The organism is Pseudomonas danubii, from assembly GCF_042980055.1.
Classification (GTDB): domain Bacteria; phylum Pseudomonadota; class Gammaproteobacteria; order Pseudomonadales; family Pseudomonadaceae; genus Aquipseudomonas; species Aquipseudomonas danubii.
In genome coordinates, this window is record NZ_CP116502.1 from 6,667,400 (window position 1) to 6,683,367 (window position 15,968).

Genomic DNA, 15,968 nt, shown 5'->3' on the forward strand with positions numbered 1-15,968 from the left:
TTGTTTTCAGCGATCCCCGTACTCACGGATCGGGTACATCGCGCACAACGCTTCGGTCTGTTGCCGGAACTGCTCCTGCAATACGGGCTCCAGGGTGTATTTCTGCTCGCCGTGGGGCTGCACCTGATCGAGTATCCGGCACACCAGGTCGACGATCTGGCGACACCCTTGGGCGTCCACGTAGCGCTGGGCGATGGAGCCGGTGCCGATACACAAGCCATTGGCGGCAAATGATGATCGGTTTTCCCTCGGACCGCGTTTTTTGCTGACGATGATTCCACACTTCTCCAGCGCCGATTCGGCGATGGAGCCGCTGATGCCGCCACGCAAGCGCAGCAGGATCGTGTGATTTTCCGTCCCTCCTCCCACAACCTCGTAGTCCCGCGCCATGAACGCGCAGGCCATTTCATCAGCCGTGGCGCGAATCCGCCCCATGTAGGCATCAAACGGCGGGGACATCGCATAACCCAGCGCGGCCGCCTTGGCGGCAATCACGTTGACGGCAGGAGCGCCTTGCATACCGGGGGAAACCGCTTGTTCGAGAACCCGGCGAAAACTCGACCTCAGGCCAGGCACTTTGGTGTCTGCATCACGACCGGAAAGAATCAGACCTCCACGCGGGCCGGCGAGCTGCTTGTGGGTGCAGGTGATTGTGACGTGCGCGGCATCGATCGGGCTCGGATGGCGCCCTGTGGCCACCAGCCCGGCGATATGGGAAATATCGGCAAGCACGATGGCACCGGCCTCATCGGCAATGGCACGAAAGCGCTGAAAGTCCACGACCCGAGAATGGGCCGTCGCCCCGCAAATGATGATCCGCGGACGATGGGCCATCGCCAGTTGGCGCACTTCTGCGTAATCGATCTCCCCCTGGGATGTGGTGCCGTAGCGAATAGCCTTGTAGTTGGCCTCCGTGAAGGCTTCCACTCGGCCATGTGCAAGGTGCCCACCCTGTTCGAGGGCCATGCCCAGGATCGTATCCCCCGGCTCGGCCAGCGCCGTCAGCACCTGGTAAATGGCATTCGAGGCCGAGTGTGATTGCACGCAGGCGTATTGGGCAGAGAACAGCTCCCGAGCGCGTCGGATCGCCAGAGCCTCAACCCGATCAACGTTCTCACACCCACTATAATGACGCCGGCCGGGAGCGCCCTCGACCGTGACGTTGACCAGCGCCGAGGCTGATGCCGCCAAGCTCCGGGGGCCGGCCGCGCAGGAAGATGAAACCAAAGACAGTGTGCGGTGTTGGCGCGTGACTTCCGCGTCCAGGATGCTTGCCAGCTCCGTGTCTTCAGCGCGCAGATCGGCCAAGCCACGTCGCAGCAGGTCGGCCTGGGTCCTGAGTGGTTCAGTGTCAGCTGCCATTCTTATGTGTCCCTTCCTTGTATGTTGCGCGCCACGAACGACAGCACGCTTCCTGGATATCACGTTCGTTTGCCTGCATCGGGCTTATCCAAGCCTCGACGTCAGACTCTATAAGGCGCAACAAAATTAATCAAAGAATTAAACATTTTCCAAATTAAATGCTGCTTTTCTGCCCAGATAAAAACATCAGCCCTGTACTTTTGCTCAATACCCAGCAACGAGGAGCCAGGCCACGGTTTTTTGGGGCTTTATTCCCCGGACTGACGCATGTAACACTTACCCACCGCGGCGCCCTTACGAATCGTGATTTCTCCCACGATTTGATCGCCCCACATACCAACAGCAGAGCAACCCAGGACGGATGCAAGCTGACTAAAGGAGTAGTAGCGAATTGGTAAATATCAAAAACTAACCTGCCCACTTTCGCTGCAGTAGCCCAGCGCTTGGCATAACACATGCCGAGAGCCATATACGGCATAACTTCTATAAACGTCTCGATGCCTGACGACTATAAGGAAATGGTGAGCATTTGATGCACAGAAGAGAAAGAACAGAGTATTTGAAGAGCAATATCAAATACTTGATAAAAAGTCGCGGCGAAACGCAATTATCTTTGTGCAACGCTAGTGGCCTGACCAGAACGACCATATACAACATACTGGAAGGTAAGGTTACTAATGTACAGCAATCCACCATTCGAAAGATTTCCGACTTCTTCGGTGTTTCCTACGAAGAAATAGAAACCATCGACTTTGAAGAAAAGGAGATCATCGAAAGCAGCATCTCACCTCAAGGCAACATGAATCCCGCCGCTGTGCCAATCATCAAGGAAAGTCTGCTGATCGCCAATCTCGATAGACGCATCGGCGAACTAGCCACGCTTTATCCGCTGACCTATTATTTCGGCACATCTCACAACTTGATAGCGGTACTGCTTGAGAATGAAATACGTGACATGAATGAACCTGGCGACCTCTTGATCGTGCAAAAAGGGTCATCGACAGACGACAAGGAAAAACTCGTTTACGACAGGCTGACAAAGAAACTGTTCATCGTAAACACTCCGTACTCCAGCTCAGATGATATGTGCATCGTGGGAGACATCATCGAGGAGCGATTCAATGACAGCATTTGAAAGTGAAATCGAGAACAGCAAATATAAATTACTAGGCTTTGAAAACAATAAGAATCTAGCCGTGATTATGATTATCGCCACAGGCAAGGTCATCAGAATAAAGCTGAACGAAGTATTGAACAGTGAAATAATGGACAATCTGAACAAAATGGAAATCAGAAACCTGTATAAAAAATTCTATTCCCAAGGAGGAGCACTTACTGCCTACGACCTGAATGACCGCCACGAAAACTCATGGATGATTTATATCATCCTGAACCTACTACTCTTTACATTCTATATTTTCACCAGTATTGCTGCGACAAAGCCAATTTATCTGGAGTCGCTCAATATCATCATCACTCCCGGCACCTTTCTTTATCCCCTGACATTTTTGATCGTTGACCTGCTAAACGAAAACTTCGGACTCAGACTTGCAAGAAAAGCCATTTTCTTTGCTTTTGCAAGCAACGCAATGATCATCATCCTCCTTTATGCTTCGACTTTTCTCCCTGGACTGCCCGACTGGAAACTCGACAAACCTTATAACGACGTCATCATTCAGGTGACCTCCGTATTGATTGCTTCCTCTGTTTCTTTCCTTGTTTCGGAAAACGTAAACTCATACTTACTATGCAAGATAAAGGAACTGACAAACTCTAGATTCCTCTTCCTGCGTATATTCCTGAGCACCTTGTTTGCAGTAATCATCGACAGCTTCCTGTTCTGCTTCATTGCTTTTTATGGAGCAATGCAGAACAACGATATTCTGAGCATGATTTATGTCCAGATCGCGATCAAAGTATGCTTTGCTTTTTTCAACATTCTACCTGCCTATGGTGCGCGATCACTATTCAAGAGATACGTCACAGATAGCCAGAGAGGAAAATAGACATCCAATAGGCTGAAGCCATTGAATTCAATACTCACCTGTTTCAAAGACAGGTGCAGTATTGAATAGCAATGGCGAGTCGGCACTTATAAATTACTTCAGAGCCATTTTGCTTTTTAAGCTATTCATCACTTCAGCTTTATTCTCCAAGTAACTGCTCAAGCCTCTTGCACGAAGGTTGCAAGCATCACAATTAGCACAGCCACTTCCGATGACACCGTTATAGCAAGTCAGTGTTTGCTCGCGAATCAGATCCAAACAGTTGTGGTAGTCCGCCAGCGCCCAAGTCTCTGCCTTGTTTAGCCACATCAACGGGGTTTCAAGACGCAGCCGGTACTCCATTCCCAATTCAAGGGCCTTATTCAAGGCTTTCACGAACTCGTCCCGACAATCGGGGTAACCGGAAAAGTCTGTCTCACACACCCCGGTAATGACCGTCTCAGCCTTTACTTGATAGGCATATATAGAAGCCAACGTTAAAAATAGAATGTTTCTTCCTGGCACAAAAGTGCTCGGCAAGCTTTCACCGGAACTGTTTACCGTCGGAACGGGAATATTGTCCCGAGTGAGGCTACTGATCGCCAGCTCATTCAACAACGAAGCGTCCAGTACCTTGTGGACTGTCGCTCCTAATTGTTTGGACAGTCTCTGTGCCGTTTCGATTTCCGCGTGATGACGCTGACCATAGTCAAACGTAATACAGTGCACTTCGTCATAAGCCGGCAGTGCATGGATCAAACAGGTTGTTGAGTCCTGCCCGCCACTAAAAACGACAACGGCTATTTTTTTCATCATTCTGCTTCCTGCAAAGGTTGAGTCATTTATATGGTTTGAACAGCCCAATGGCGGGCTCTGGATAAACAACCCCGCCCGTCTCTCGAAGGCGGGGTTTTCTCTGCTCGGACGATCAATCAAGCCGAGGTCGTGCTACCCGCCATGCGCCGCAGGACATGCCCCTGGCCTTTGACACAATGCAGGATCACCGCCGCTACATGGCCCACGATCAGTACCAGCAAGGTCCAGCCCAGCAGGCTGTGGAAGCTGTTGCCCAGGTCGGTCATCCACTGGATTTTCGGCCCTTCGAAACCGCTCATCACCGGCAGCCCGAAGGCGGAAAACGCTCGCCCGGAACCATACTGGCGCAGCAGGCCGAGAAACGGGATGGCGAACATGCCGGCATACAGCAACCCATGCCCCAGACGCGCGGCCAGGTTCAGGCTCGGCGGCCGACGATGGCGGTTCAGCAGGCTCCAGAGCAGCCGCACCAGCAACAGCCCCATCAATAGCAGCCCGACTTGCTTGTGGGTCGGCCAGAGGAACTTGTCCAATGCCGAATCCTCCAGCAGGTAATGGGCGGCGGTCGAGCAATAGATCCAGGCAAAAGCCAGCGCCATGGCCCAGTGCAACCCACGACTGACCGCGCCGTAGCGCGCCTTGGAGTCGTTCATTTCAATACGGCTTTGCATGACATCCACTCAGGCTTAATCAACGAACCGGCAATTTTACCCAGCCCGGGGATCGTACTGGGCCGAAAAACTTTAAATGATGTAACGACGCGGCCAAAAAAAACCCCGCGCTTCTCTCGAAGGCGGGGCTTTTCTGTGGCCTGGACAGCTTAGTGTGCGTAGGTCAGCAACAGCTCGGTCGGGGCCTTGAAATCCACCGACATCATCACGCTCAGCGCGGTGATGGTGAAGATCGAGAACACGAACAGCTTGCGCGCCCACACGGTGTCATCCACCGCCTTGTAGCCGGTCCAGGCCATGTACAGCCAGTACATGCCCATCGCCGCCGCTACCGCCAGGTAGCTCATGCCGGCGTAACCGCTGAAGGTCAGCATCAGGGTCGCCATCAGGAACGCCAGGATGTAGAGCAGGATGTGCTTCTTGGCCACGCGAATCCCACGTTTTACCGGCAGCACCGGAATCGATGCGGCCAGGTAATCGTTGAAGCGGAAGATCGCGATAGCGTAGGAATGCGGCATCTGCCACAGGCTGAACATCACCAGCAGGGTCAGCGCGGCCATGTCGAAGCTGTTGCTCACGGCCACATAACCGATCACCGGCGGCATGGCCCCGGACAGACTGCCCACCAACGTGCCGTGAACCGACTTGCGCTTGAGGTACAGGCTGTAGAGACCGACGTAGATGACAAAGCCGATTACCGCGAACAACGCGGCCAACGGATTGGCCACGTAGTACAGCAGGGCGACGCCAGCGACCCCGAGGAGGGAGGCATAGACCAAGGCCGCTTCCAGGGAAATCAGGCCCTGGACCAGCACCCGGTTCTTGGTGCGCTCCATCTTCAGGTCGATGTCACGGTCGATGCAGTTGTTGAACACGCAACCGGACGCTACCACCAGCGAGGTGCCGATCATGGCGGCCAGGAAAATGGCCAGATCGACATGCCCTTTCGAGGCCAGGAAAAACCCGCCTGCCACAGAAAGCACGTTACCGAAAATGATCCCCGGTTTGGTGATTTGGATAAAGTGCTTGAGCGACATCGGGTTTACCTCACTTGGCCATCATGACGGTGTGGATGCTGAACATGATCCACAACGACAGACCAACCAGCAGAACAATGACCAGCGCCGCGAAGATAAACGCGATGACGTTGTTACGCTGCGCCGCGGAACGGTCCAGATGGAGGAAGTACACCAGGTGAACGATCACCTGGATGACCGCGAACGCCAGGACGATCCACAGGGTCACGTCTTTAGGCAGCGACGGGTACATCACCAGGCCGAACGGGATCAGTGTCAGGATGACCGACAGGATGAAGCCGATGGCGTAGGACTTGACGCTGCCGTGACCGGCTTCGTCGTGGGAGTGTGTGTTGGCCATTTACATAGTCCCCATCAGGTAAACAACGGTGAATACGCAGATCCACACCACGTCCAGGAAGTGCCAGAACAGGCTCAGGCAGCTCAGACGGGTCTTGTTGGTCGCCGTCAGGCCGTTTTTCTGCACCTGATACATCATGATCGCCATCCAGATCAGACCGCTGGTCACGTGCAGACCGTGGGTGCCGACCAGGGTGAAGAACCCGGACAGGAAGCCGGAACGGCTAGGGCCGTAGCCTTCGGAGATCAGCAGGTGGAACTCGTTGATCTCCATGCCGATGAAGCCCAGGCCGAACAGGAAGGTCATGGCCAGCCAGCCCAGTACCTGCTTCTTGTTGCCCCGGAAGAACGCCAGCATGGCGAAGCCGTAGGTGATCGAACTGAACAGCAGCAGAGCGGTTTCGCCCAGTACGTAAGGCAGTTCGAAGATGTCGTGGCCCGACGGGCCACCCGCTACGTTGTTAACCAGTACCGCGTATACCGCGAAGATCGACGCAAACAGAATGCAGTCGGTCATCAGGTAGAGCCAGAAACCGAATACGGTCATCTCGCCCGAGTCGTGGTGATGGTCATCGTGCCCATGGTCATCGACATGGGCGTGTCCAGCATTGGTCACTAAGTTCGACATGGATTAAGCCTGTTCCAACGAGGTTTCAACACGGGTAGCCGGGATCTTGTTCTCCGATACCAGACGCTTGTGCTGCTCGGCTTCGATGCGTTCGATCGTCTCGACCGGCACCATGTAGCCTTGATCATCACGGGCAGCGTGGATCGCGAAATAGATCACGGTGCCGGCCAGGCTTGCGATGGCCAGCCACCAGATGTGCCAGATCATGGCGAAACCGAACACGGTCAGCAGGGCCCCCATGACCACACCGGTAGCGGTGTTGTTGGGCATGTGGATCGGCTGGTAGCGGCTTGGCTTCGCGTAGGCGGTACCGTCTTCCTTGGCTTCGGTGAACGGGTCGATGCCGTCGGCTTTGGGCAGTACCGCGAAGTTGTAGAACGGCGGTGGCGACGAGGTCGACCATTCCAGGGTGTGGGCGTTCCATGGGTCGCCGGACACACACATGTTCTGCTTGCGGTCACGCACGCTGACGTACAGCTGGATCAGCTGGCAGGCGATACCCACAGCGATCATCAGTGCACCCACCATGGCCACGTACAGGTATGGCACCCACTCAGGGTTGGTGGTGGCGTTCAGACGACGGGTCATGCCCATGAAGCCCAGTGCATAGAGCGGCATGAATGCGACGAAGAAGCCCGAGATCCAGAACCAGAAGGCAGCCTTGCCCCAACCTTCATGCAGCTTGAAGCCGAAGGCTTTCGGGAAGTAGAAGCTGAAGCCGGCGATGTAGCCGAATACCGCGCCGCCGATGATCACGTTGTGGAAGTGAGCGATCACGAACAGGCTGTTGTGCAGGACGAAGTCCGCACCCGGGATGGCCAGCAGTACGCCGGTCATGCCGCCGATGGCGAAGGTCACCATGAAGCCCAGGGTCCACAGAACCTGGCTGGTGATGCGCAGACGGCCGTGGTAGATGGTGAACAGCCAGTTGAATAGCTTCACCCCCGTCGGGATCGAGATCAGCATGGTTGCCAGGCCGAAGAAGGCGTTGACGCTGGCCCCCGAACCCATGGTGAAGAAGTGGTGCAGCCAGACCATGAAGCCCAGGATCGAGATCGCGCCGGAGGCGTAGATCATCGAGTGGTGGCCGAACAGGCGCTTGCCCGAGAAGGTCGAGATGACTTCGGAGAAGATACCGAACGCTGGCAGGATCAGGATGTACACCTCGGGGTGACCCCAGGCCCAGAACAGGTTCACGTACATCATTGGATTGCCACCAAGTTCATTGGTGAAAATGTGGAAATCCATGTAACGGTCAAGCGTCAGCAGTGCCAGGGTAGCGGTGAGGATCGGGAACGAAGCCACGATCAGCACGTTGGCCCAGGTGCAGGTCCAGGTGAAGATCGGCATGTCCATCATCTTCATGCCCGGGGTACGCATTTTCAGCACGGTGGCCAGGAAGTTGACCCCCGTCAGCGTTGTCCCCAGCCCTGATAGCTGTAGCGCCCAGATGTAGTAGTCGACACCCACGCCCGGACTGTATTGCAGGCCCGACAGTGGTGGATAGGCAACCCAGCCGGTCTTGGCGAATTCGCCAACGCCCAGGGACAGGTTGATCAGCACCACGCCCGATACCAGCAGCCAGAAGCTCAGGGAGTTGAGGAACGGATAGGCCACGTCACGCGCGCCGATCTGCAGCGGCACGACCAGGTTCATCAGGCCGGTGAAGAAAGGCATCGCCATGAAGATGATCATGATCACACCGTGGGCGGTGAAGATCTGGTCATAGTGTTCAGGTGGCAGGTAGCCAGGCGAACCCTCGGTGGCCATGGCCAGCTGGGTACGCATCATGATGGCGTCGGCGAAGCCACGCAGCAGCATGACCATGGCGACGATGATGTACATCACACCGATTTTCTTGTGGTCGACGGACGTCAGCCACTCGGTCCACAGGTAGGTCCACTTCTTGAAGTAGGTGATTGCCGCGAACAGCGCCACGCCGCCGAGCGCGATCATGGCAATGGTCACCATGACAATCGGCTCGTGGAACGGAATCGCTTCCAGACTTAATTTACCAAACATCGTTTACTCCTCTGCCCCGGCAGCTGAATGCGAACTCACGTCCATCCCTTCGGTTGCGGCCACTTCCTTTTCTTTCTTCTCGTGCTTGAGCGGCTGGCCCGGTTTCATGCCTTCATACTTGTCGATGATGGTCTGGAACAGGTTCGGCGCGTAGGCGGAGTAGAGTTCTACAGGATTGTTCTGGCTCGCCTTGGAAAGGGCTTCGTATTCAGCGGTGTCCAGCTGTTTAGGTGCCTTCTTGACTTCGTTTACCCAGGCGTCGAAATCTTCCTGACTGGTTGCGATCGCTTTGAATTTCATGCCGGTAAAACCCGCGCCGCTGTAGTTGGCGGAGATACCTTCAAGTTCGGTGTTCTGGTTGGCAATCAGGTGCAGCTTGGTGGTCATGCCCGCCATCGCGTAGATCTGGCCGCCCAGGCCCGGGATGAAGAACGAGTTCATCACGGTGTCGGAGGTCACGCGGAAGTTCACCGGGGTATGGGCCGGGAACACGATCTTGTTGACGGTGGCGATGCCTTGCTCGGGGTAGATGAACAGCCACTTCCAGTCCATGGCGACCACTTCGATGGTCACCGGCTTGACGTCGGACTCCAGCGGACGGTACGGGTCCAGGGCGTGGGTCGACTTGTAGGTGACATAACCCAGGGCAATGATGATCAGCACCGGAACCAGCCATACGGCGATTTCGATCTTGGTGGAGTGGGACCACTTCGGCGCGTAGGTCGCGTCCGTGTTCGAGGCGCGGTATTTCCAGGCGAAGGCGAAGGTCATGATGATGACCGGCACAACCACCAGCAGCATCAGGATGGTTGCCGTGATGATCAGGTTTCGTTCATCCAGACCGACCTGACCCTTAGGATCGAGCAAGGTCCATTTGCAGCCTCCCAGCATCAACATGCCGAGCAGCGGCAATAAGCCTAGTAATCTGGGGTACCTGTTTTTACTCATCTCACGACCTCTAAAGCAGCTTGCGCAATGCAGTTGGGTTTTGATCGCCAACACTTCACCCTGCCAAGGGTTGGCATTTTTCTTCAATGGAATAAGGGCCTGCCCGTTGCGTTAAACGCTCAACGACACATCCCGGGCTAGCAGTGGTTCTTATTCGATCTCGTGGTCAAAGGCCTTGTTACAGACCAATTCCATTTGGTGCGGAAGTTTGGAAGGCGCCGACACCCGCAGTCGCATGGAGCGCTCAATCCGCCCCTCGACCGTCCTCGTGTGCTCAGGGATGAGCAGCGTCGGAAATTCAGTGCGGGCGATTGTAGATATGTCGCGTTTTATAAACCATGTCTTATCCCGAAATAATTTTTATCGCTGGGCGCAACAATCGCTCACGATTGTTGCAAAGGATCGCAATCATAACGATTTTCATTATCAACAAAAACCCCCAAAAAGGACTTGAAAAAGCCCCGCCGCCGGACCTCTACCCACCCCTGAAAGCCGCCTTTCATATGGCTTCACCCCTTGTAAAACGGGGTCTGTGAAGAATTGTATAGATAGCAGGCTATGGGTTTTCCCCAACAACGCGGCTTACATAAACTGACAGACTTGTATGGAACCAGTTGCCCGGAATGCAGTCTGTTGGCAGCCCCCGACCGCCCGCCTGCGGCCGCGACAGTGTGACAACATGTCGCACTTTTGCCGCACCCTCACTTGCCGCAAATCACGGACTTTTCAACTGCTGGATGAAGGACATGAAAAAGCCCCGGCCCCTGTTGAGGGACCGGGGCTTTCCGGGTGAATCAGTAGGTTTTCTTGCGATTGCGCACCACGCCCAGGGGCACCAGGATCACCGTCAGCACGAACGCCAACAGTGCCCACTGGGCCAGGGACAGCCCAAGGATCGGCGGATACGGCGTGGAGCAGAAGCCGTCTACCTGAAAGCCCAGGGGAAAGATCGTCGCCAAGGGCAGGCTGTCGACAATCGGCTGCAGCACGTCAATGCCACAGCTCACTGCTGGATAGAACTGGGTGTACACATGGTGCCCGGCCACTCCCGCGCCGGCGATGGCACTGATCACCACCAGCGTCTCCATGATGGTGATGCCACGCCGCGAACTCAGGGCCGCGCCAATGAAGGCGAACAGTGCAATCAGCAGCAAGGCGTAGCGCTGCAAGATGCACAGAGGGCAAGGCGCCTCGCCCAATACCACCTGCATGTACAGGGCACCGCCGATCAACGCCAGGCAGATAACCCCCAGCAGCACCAGGAAGCGCCGTTCACGTCCCAAACGCAGTCTGTCGTCACTCATCCCTTTTCCTTTTTTCTGTTGTCTGTCCAACCGGGCCACCTGTGCTGCTCACGGCAGCCCACGGTTGAATTGCGAAGTTGATCTGATTGCCATCGGGTGCCCGGAAGTCTACACGCTGATCATGACCTTTGAATGCATTGCATCGCAGGCAATACCCAAGGTTTACGGGCCTGGGGGACGCACAATGAAAGGGCCGGCATGGCAGCGCCATCCCAGCATCGTGGGGAATTAACGACAGGCAGGTTAAGCAAGGATTAACAAGCCAGCCCCATTGCAGGGCTGGCTTGTGCAGGAGTCGCGAGGGTTATTCCAGGGCCGCCGCCGGGCCGAAGAACTCGTAGCGACTTTGTTGCTCGGGAATGCCCAGGGCCTTGAGATGGCGCTTGATGGCCGCCATGAAGCCCTTGGGCCCGAGGAAATAGGCATCCAGATCACGCTGCTCCGGCAACCAGTCGGCCAACTGCTCCCGGGTCAGCAGCCCCAGTTTGTCTGCTGCTGGGCTGATGCCGTCGTCTTCGGCGTAGCAGTAGAAACGCTTGAGCTGTGGATAACGTTGCGCCAATTCGTCGACCCAGTGGCGAAACGCATGCACCTGGCCATTGCGTGCACAGTGGATGAAATGCACCGGGCGCTCGGTCGCCAACGCGGCCTCCAGCATCGGCAGGGTCGGGGTGATACCAACCCCGCCACTGATCAGCACCAGGGGCTTGTCGCTGGCCTCCAGGGTGAACTCACCCGCCGGCGGAAACAGCATGATGCGCGCGCCCACTGGGCACTGGTCATGCAGGTAGTTGGACGCCACGCCTCCGGCCTCGCGCTTGACGCTGATGCGGTACTGGCCCTGGCTGGTAAGCGCCGACAGGGAATAATTGCGCCGTACTTCCTCGCCCTCGATGAAGAGCTGCAAGCCAATGTACTGCCCAGGCTCGGCGGCGAGGATCGGCCCCCGGTCCAATGGCTCGAAATAGAAGGAGGTGATTTCCGCGCTCTCCTGGACCTTATCCACCAATGTGAATTCCCGCGCGCCCCGCCAGCCGCCGGGTGCCTGGGCCTTCTCGTCGTAGATGGCCGCCTCGGCGCCAATCAGGATATCCGCCAACTGGTTGTAGGCCGCGCCCCAGGCATTGATCACTTCGGGAGTGGCGATCTCGCTGCCCAGCACCTCGGAAATGGCCCGCAACAGGCAGGCGCCAACTATGGGGTAATGCTCCGGCAGGATCTGCAGGGCCACATGCTTGTTGATGATCTTGGCCACCAGGTCCCCCAGTTGGTCCAACTGGTCGATATGCCGGGCATACATCAGTACGCCATTGGCCAGGGCCCGGGGCTGATCACCGCTGGCCTGGTGGGCCTGGTTGAACAGCGGACGCACCTGGGGGTACTCGGACAGCATCATCCGGTAGAAATGGGTAATCAGGGCTTCGCCACCGCTTTCCAGCAGGGGCACAGTGGATTTGATGATGGCGCGATCTTGAACGCTTAGCATAGGGACAACTCCTGGACTTTTTGACTGCTTGCAGGTTGCCCTTAACTAATCAGTTTCCATGCCAGAATTTAAATCTTTATAAATCAATAACTTAAAATATAAATAGTCATAAAGACACGCCGACCTTTATAGTCATTAAGACAACGCGGAGTCCTTATGACTGCAAAATCCCTACTCACGACCCTACTGCCACTGGTGACCGACCTGTCTCGGGAACTGCCTGAGGGCGAACGATATCGCCGCCTGCTGGAGGCCCTGCGAGCCCTGCTGCCCTGCGATGCCGCCGCGCTGCTGCGCCTGGATGGCGAATGGCTGGTGCCGCTGGCGGTCAACGGCCTGAGTACCGATACCCTGGGCCGGCGCTTCAAGGTCAGCGAGCACCCGCGCTTTGCCGCCCTGCTCAGCAGCCCGGGACCGACCCGTTTTGCCAGCGACAGTGAACTGCCCGATCCCTATGACGGCCTGGTGGAAGGTCTCGACGACCACCTGGAAGTCCATGACTGCATGGGCTGTCCGCTGTTCGTCGATGAACGCCCCTGGGGCCTGCTGACCCTCGACGCCCTCGACCCGCAGCGCTTCGAGCCTATCGAGCTGGACGCCCTGCAAGCCTTCGCCAGCCTGGCTGCCGCCACGGTCAGCGCTGCCGAGCGCATCGAGCGCCTGGCACTGCGCGCCGAAAACGAGCATCAACGGGCCGAAGTCTTCCGCCAGGCCAGCGGGCAGAACCGCGAGATGATCGGCCAGAGCAAGGCCCACAAACGCTTGCTGGAAGAGATCAATCTGGTTGGCGGCAGCGACCTGACCGTGCTGATCACCGGGGAAACCGGCGTTGGCAAGGAGTTGGTGGCCCAAGCCATTCACGCGGCCTCGCCCCGGGCGGAGCAACCGATCATCAGCCTCAACTGCGCGGCCTTGCCCGAAACCCTGGTGGAGAGCGAGCTGTTCGGCCATGTGCGCGGCGCCTTTACCGGGGCCACCCAGGATCGCCGGGGGAAATTCGAGCTGGCCAATGGCGGCACCCTGTTTCTCGATGAAGTCGGTGAACTGTCGCTGACGGTACAAGCCAAGCTGCTGCGGGTGCTGCAAAGCGGCCAATTGCAACGCCTGGGCTCGGACAAGGAACATCAGGTGGACGTACGCCTGATCGCCGCCACCAACCGCGATCTGGCAGAAGAGGTGCGCAACGGTCGTTATCGCGCCGACTTCTACCATCGCCTCAGCGTGTATCCACTGCGGGTGCCGGCCCTGCGGGACCGGGGCCGGGACGTGCTGCTGCTCAGCGGCTACTTCCTGGAACAGAACCGCTCGCGCATGGGCCTGGGCAGCCTGCGCCTGAGCGCCGATGCGCAACAGGCGCTGCTGGCCTACAACTGGCCGGGCAACGTCCGCGAACTGGAGCACTTGATCGGACGCAGCGCCCTCAAGGCCTTGGGCAACTGCCGTGAACGGCCGAAGATCCTCAGCCTGGATGCAACGGACCTGGACCTGCCGCGGGTCAGCGAAAAGGCGCCTGCCGTGCCCGAGCAAGCCCTTGAAAGCGCGCCTCTGGCCCTCACCAACGGCGATCTGCGCCAGGCCACCGAGCACTATCAACGCCAACTGATCAACGCCTGCCTTGAACGGCACCAGCACAACTGGGCCAGTGCCGCCCGTGAGCTAGGCTTGGACAGGGCCAACCTCAGCCGCCTGGCCAAGCGCCTGGGCCTACGGTAGAGGCCAAGGGCCTGCTCGCTGGAGCGGGCGTGCCAGCAAAGGGCACGGCGTAAATCCAGGGACCCGCGCAGCGGCCGACGGAAAGCAGCCTCGCCGCTAAAGCCCGTCCTGAATACGTCGATAACCCGTTATCAAGGGTTGTCCGTGGGTCGAGCCACAAGCCAATTTTTTCCAGAGAAGGTTTTTATGTCCTCCAACAAAGCCCGCGCAGACTCGCTTTCGCTTCTGCTGTTTACCTTGCGCAGCGGCAAGCTGATGGCAATCAACCTGCTTAAAGTCAGTGAAATCATTCCCTGCCCGCCGCTGACCAAGCTGCCGGAGTCCCACCCCCATGTGAAGGGCATCGCCACCTTGCGCGGCAACTCGCTGTCGGTGATCGACCTCAGCCGGGCCATCGGCGAGCGCCCCCTGGCCGACCCGGACAGCGGTTGCCTGATCGTCACCGACGTCAGCCGTTCCAAACAGGGCCTGCACGTGCAGGCGGTGAGCAAGATCGTCCACTGCCTGACCACCGATATCCGCCCACCGCCCTTTGGTTCCGGCGGTATCAAGTCCTACATCACCGGCGTGACCCAGGTGGACGGCACGCTGGTGCAAGTGCTGGATATCGAGAAAGTGATCCACGGCATCGCCCCGGCGCAGATCGAGATGGCGCCCACCGAACTGAGCATGGAAGATGCCGATGCCCTGGGCAATGCGCGCATCCTGGTGGTGGACGACAGCCAGGTAGCGCTGCAGCAATCGGTGCACACCCTGCGCAACCTCGGCCTGCAATGTCACACCGCCCGCAGCGCCAAGGAGGCCATCGACTGCCTGCTGGAACTGCAAGGCACGGCCAACGAGATCAACCTGATCGTTTCGGACATCGAGATGTCGGAAATGGATGGCTACGCCCTGACCCGGACCCTGCGGGAAACCCCGGACTTCGCCCATCTGTATGTGTTGCTGCACACCTCGCTGGACAGTGCCATGAACAGTGAAAAAGCCCGCCTGGCCGGAGCCAATGCGGTACTCACCAAATTCTCCTCGCCGGAACTGACCCGCTGCCTGATCGACGCTGCCAAGACCATCGCCAGCCAGGCAGCCTGAGCCATGAGCGAGGTCCACTGCCTGCTGCTGCGTCGTGACCTCAGTGTCCCCCAGGCCACGCCACAGTGGCCGGCGGGCATCACCCTGCAGCACTACAGCCCGGAACTGGCCGAAGCCGTGCATCAACTGCTGCACCTGGGCTACCAGGACGGCGGTGGCCAGGTGCCGCCCCTGGAAAACTGGCGCCGGGCCTTCGAAACCGATGCCGAGTACGACCCTCAACTGTGCCTGGTGGTGCGGGATGCGCAGGGCGTGGTGGCGGTGGCCCAGTGCTGGACCAGCGCCTATATCAAGGATCTGGTGGTGCACCCTCGGGCCCGTGGTCAAGGACTGGGCCGCGCCCTGCTGCTACAAGCCTTCATGATGTTCGCCGAACGCCGGGAAGGCTTTGTCGATCTCAGGGTGCTGGAGGACAACCTGCGGGCGCGGCGCCTGTATGAAAGCACCGGCATGCATATCGTGCGTCGTGAAGTCCTGCCCTAGGCGACAGCCATCAAGACCCGACAGCTGGCGTGCAACTTGCTTCGACACGGCTCCTGGCCGCGTCAATAACAGCATTTATGGCGCT

The 15,968-nt window shown here is 57.6% G+C and carries 15 protein-coding genes; 5 read left to right on the plus strand and 10 right to left on the minus strand.

Translation table 11 applies throughout. The features are described from left to right. Positions 1 to 6 precede the first annotated feature (6 nt). Entirely contained in the window at positions 7 to 1,362 is a 1,356-nt protein-coding gene (gene glyA, locus PFZ56_RS30025) for a serine hydroxymethyltransferase (protein ID WP_170001480.1), read from the minus strand. Between the two features lie 532 nt (positions 1,363 to 1,894). Here glyA and PFZ56_RS30030 point away from each other — a divergent pair. Next, positions 1,895 to 2,497 (plus strand): helix-turn-helix transcriptional regulator, encoded by a 603-nt coding sequence (locus tag PFZ56_RS30030; RefSeq protein ID WP_110596366.1) that lies wholly within the window; start codon positions 1,895 to 1,897, stop codon positions 2,495 to 2,497. After that, a complete protein-coding gene (locus PFZ56_RS30035; protein WP_170001481.1) occupies positions 2,484 to 3,368 on the plus strand; it encodes a queuosine precursor transporter in 885 nt (294 codons plus the stop codon). Before PFZ56_RS30030 ends, PFZ56_RS30035 begins: the two co-directional genes overlap by 14 nt. Before the next feature lie 93 nt (positions 3,369 to 3,461). Here the strand turns inward: PFZ56_RS30035 and queC are convergent, their stop codons facing one another. The 9 genes from queC to hmpA all read right to left on the minus strand — a co-directional run bounded on the left by queC (position 3,462) and on the right by hmpA (position 12,598). Continuing rightward, positions 3,462 to 4,160 carry a 7-cyano-7-deazaguanine synthase QueC gene (queC, locus tag PFZ56_RS30040; RefSeq protein ID WP_170001534.1) on the minus strand — a complete coding sequence of 233 codons (699 nt, stop codon included), beginning with the start codon at positions 4,158 to 4,160 and terminating at the stop codon, positions 3,462 to 3,464. A 119-nt stretch (positions 4,161 to 4,279) separates the two neighbouring features. Continuing rightward, on the minus strand, positions 4,280 to 4,834 hold the full coding sequence (locus PFZ56_RS30045; RefSeq protein WP_110596365.1) for a cytochrome b: 555 nt from the start codon (positions 4,832 to 4,834) through the stop codon (positions 4,280 to 4,282). A 149-nt stretch (positions 4,835 to 4,983) separates the two neighbouring features. Beyond that, on the minus strand, positions 4,984 to 5,871 hold the full coding sequence (cyoE, locus tag PFZ56_RS30050; RefSeq protein ID WP_170001482.1) for a heme o synthase: 888 nt from the start codon (positions 5,869 to 5,871) through the stop codon (positions 4,984 to 4,986). A 10-nt stretch (positions 5,872 to 5,881) separates the two neighbouring features. Beyond that, on the minus strand, positions 5,882 to 6,211 hold the full coding sequence (gene cyoD, locus PFZ56_RS30055; RefSeq protein ID WP_016964601.1) for a cytochrome o ubiquinol oxidase subunit IV: 330 nt from the start codon (positions 6,209 to 6,211) through the stop codon (positions 5,882 to 5,884). Continuing rightward, complete coding sequence (locus PFZ56_RS30060) at positions 6,212 to 6,838, minus strand: cytochrome o ubiquinol oxidase subunit III (RefSeq protein WP_011063285.1); 627 nt, start codon at positions 6,836 to 6,838, stop codon at positions 6,212 to 6,214. A 3-nt stretch (positions 6,839 to 6,841) separates the two neighbouring features. Beyond that, a complete protein-coding gene (cyoB, locus tag PFZ56_RS30065) occupies positions 6,842 to 8,860 on the minus strand; it encodes a cytochrome o ubiquinol oxidase subunit I (RefSeq protein ID WP_102860344.1) in 2,019 nt (672 codons plus the stop codon). Between the two features lie 3 nt (positions 8,861 to 8,863). Beyond that, positions 8,864 to 9,808: a ubiquinol oxidase subunit II gene (cyoA, locus tag PFZ56_RS30070; RefSeq protein ID WP_102860343.1), complete on the minus strand. Its 945-nt coding sequence runs from the start codon at positions 9,806 to 9,808 to the stop codon at positions 8,864 to 8,866. A gap of 794 nt (positions 9,809 to 10,602) precedes the next feature. Continuing rightward, positions 10,603 to 11,112, minus strand: coding sequence for a disulfide bond formation protein B (locus PFZ56_RS30075; protein WP_102880856.1), 510 nt, complete (start codon positions 11,110 to 11,112; stop codon positions 10,603 to 10,605). Positions 11,113 to 11,416: 304 nt separating this feature from the next. Then, complete coding sequence (gene hmpA, locus PFZ56_RS30080) at positions 11,417 to 12,598, minus strand: NO-inducible flavohemoprotein (protein ID WP_110652250.1); 1,182 nt, start codon at positions 12,596 to 12,598, stop codon at positions 11,417 to 11,419. Between the two features lie 156 nt (positions 12,599 to 12,754). Here hmpA and norR point away from each other — a divergent pair, with 156 nt between their 5' ends. The 3 genes from norR to PFZ56_RS30095 all read left to right on the plus strand — a co-directional run bounded on the left by norR (position 12,755) and on the right by PFZ56_RS30095 (position 15,883). Next, positions 12,755 to 14,311, plus strand: a complete 1,557-nt coding sequence (norR, locus tag PFZ56_RS30085; protein WP_110596362.1) for a nitric oxide reductase transcriptional regulator NorR — start codon at positions 12,755 to 12,757, stop codon at positions 14,309 to 14,311. A gap of 186 nt (positions 14,312 to 14,497) precedes the next feature. Continuing rightward, positions 14,498 to 15,400 (plus strand): chemotaxis protein CheV, encoded by a 903-nt coding sequence (locus PFZ56_RS30090; protein WP_102880859.1) that lies wholly within the window; start codon positions 14,498 to 14,500, stop codon positions 15,398 to 15,400. Positions 15,401 to 15,403: 3 nt separating this feature from the next. After that, positions 15,404 to 15,883: an N-acetyltransferase gene (locus PFZ56_RS30095; RefSeq protein ID WP_102880860.1), complete on the plus strand. Its 480-nt coding sequence runs from the start codon at positions 15,404 to 15,406 to the stop codon at positions 15,881 to 15,883. Positions 15,884 to 15,968: the final 85 nt, after the last annotated feature.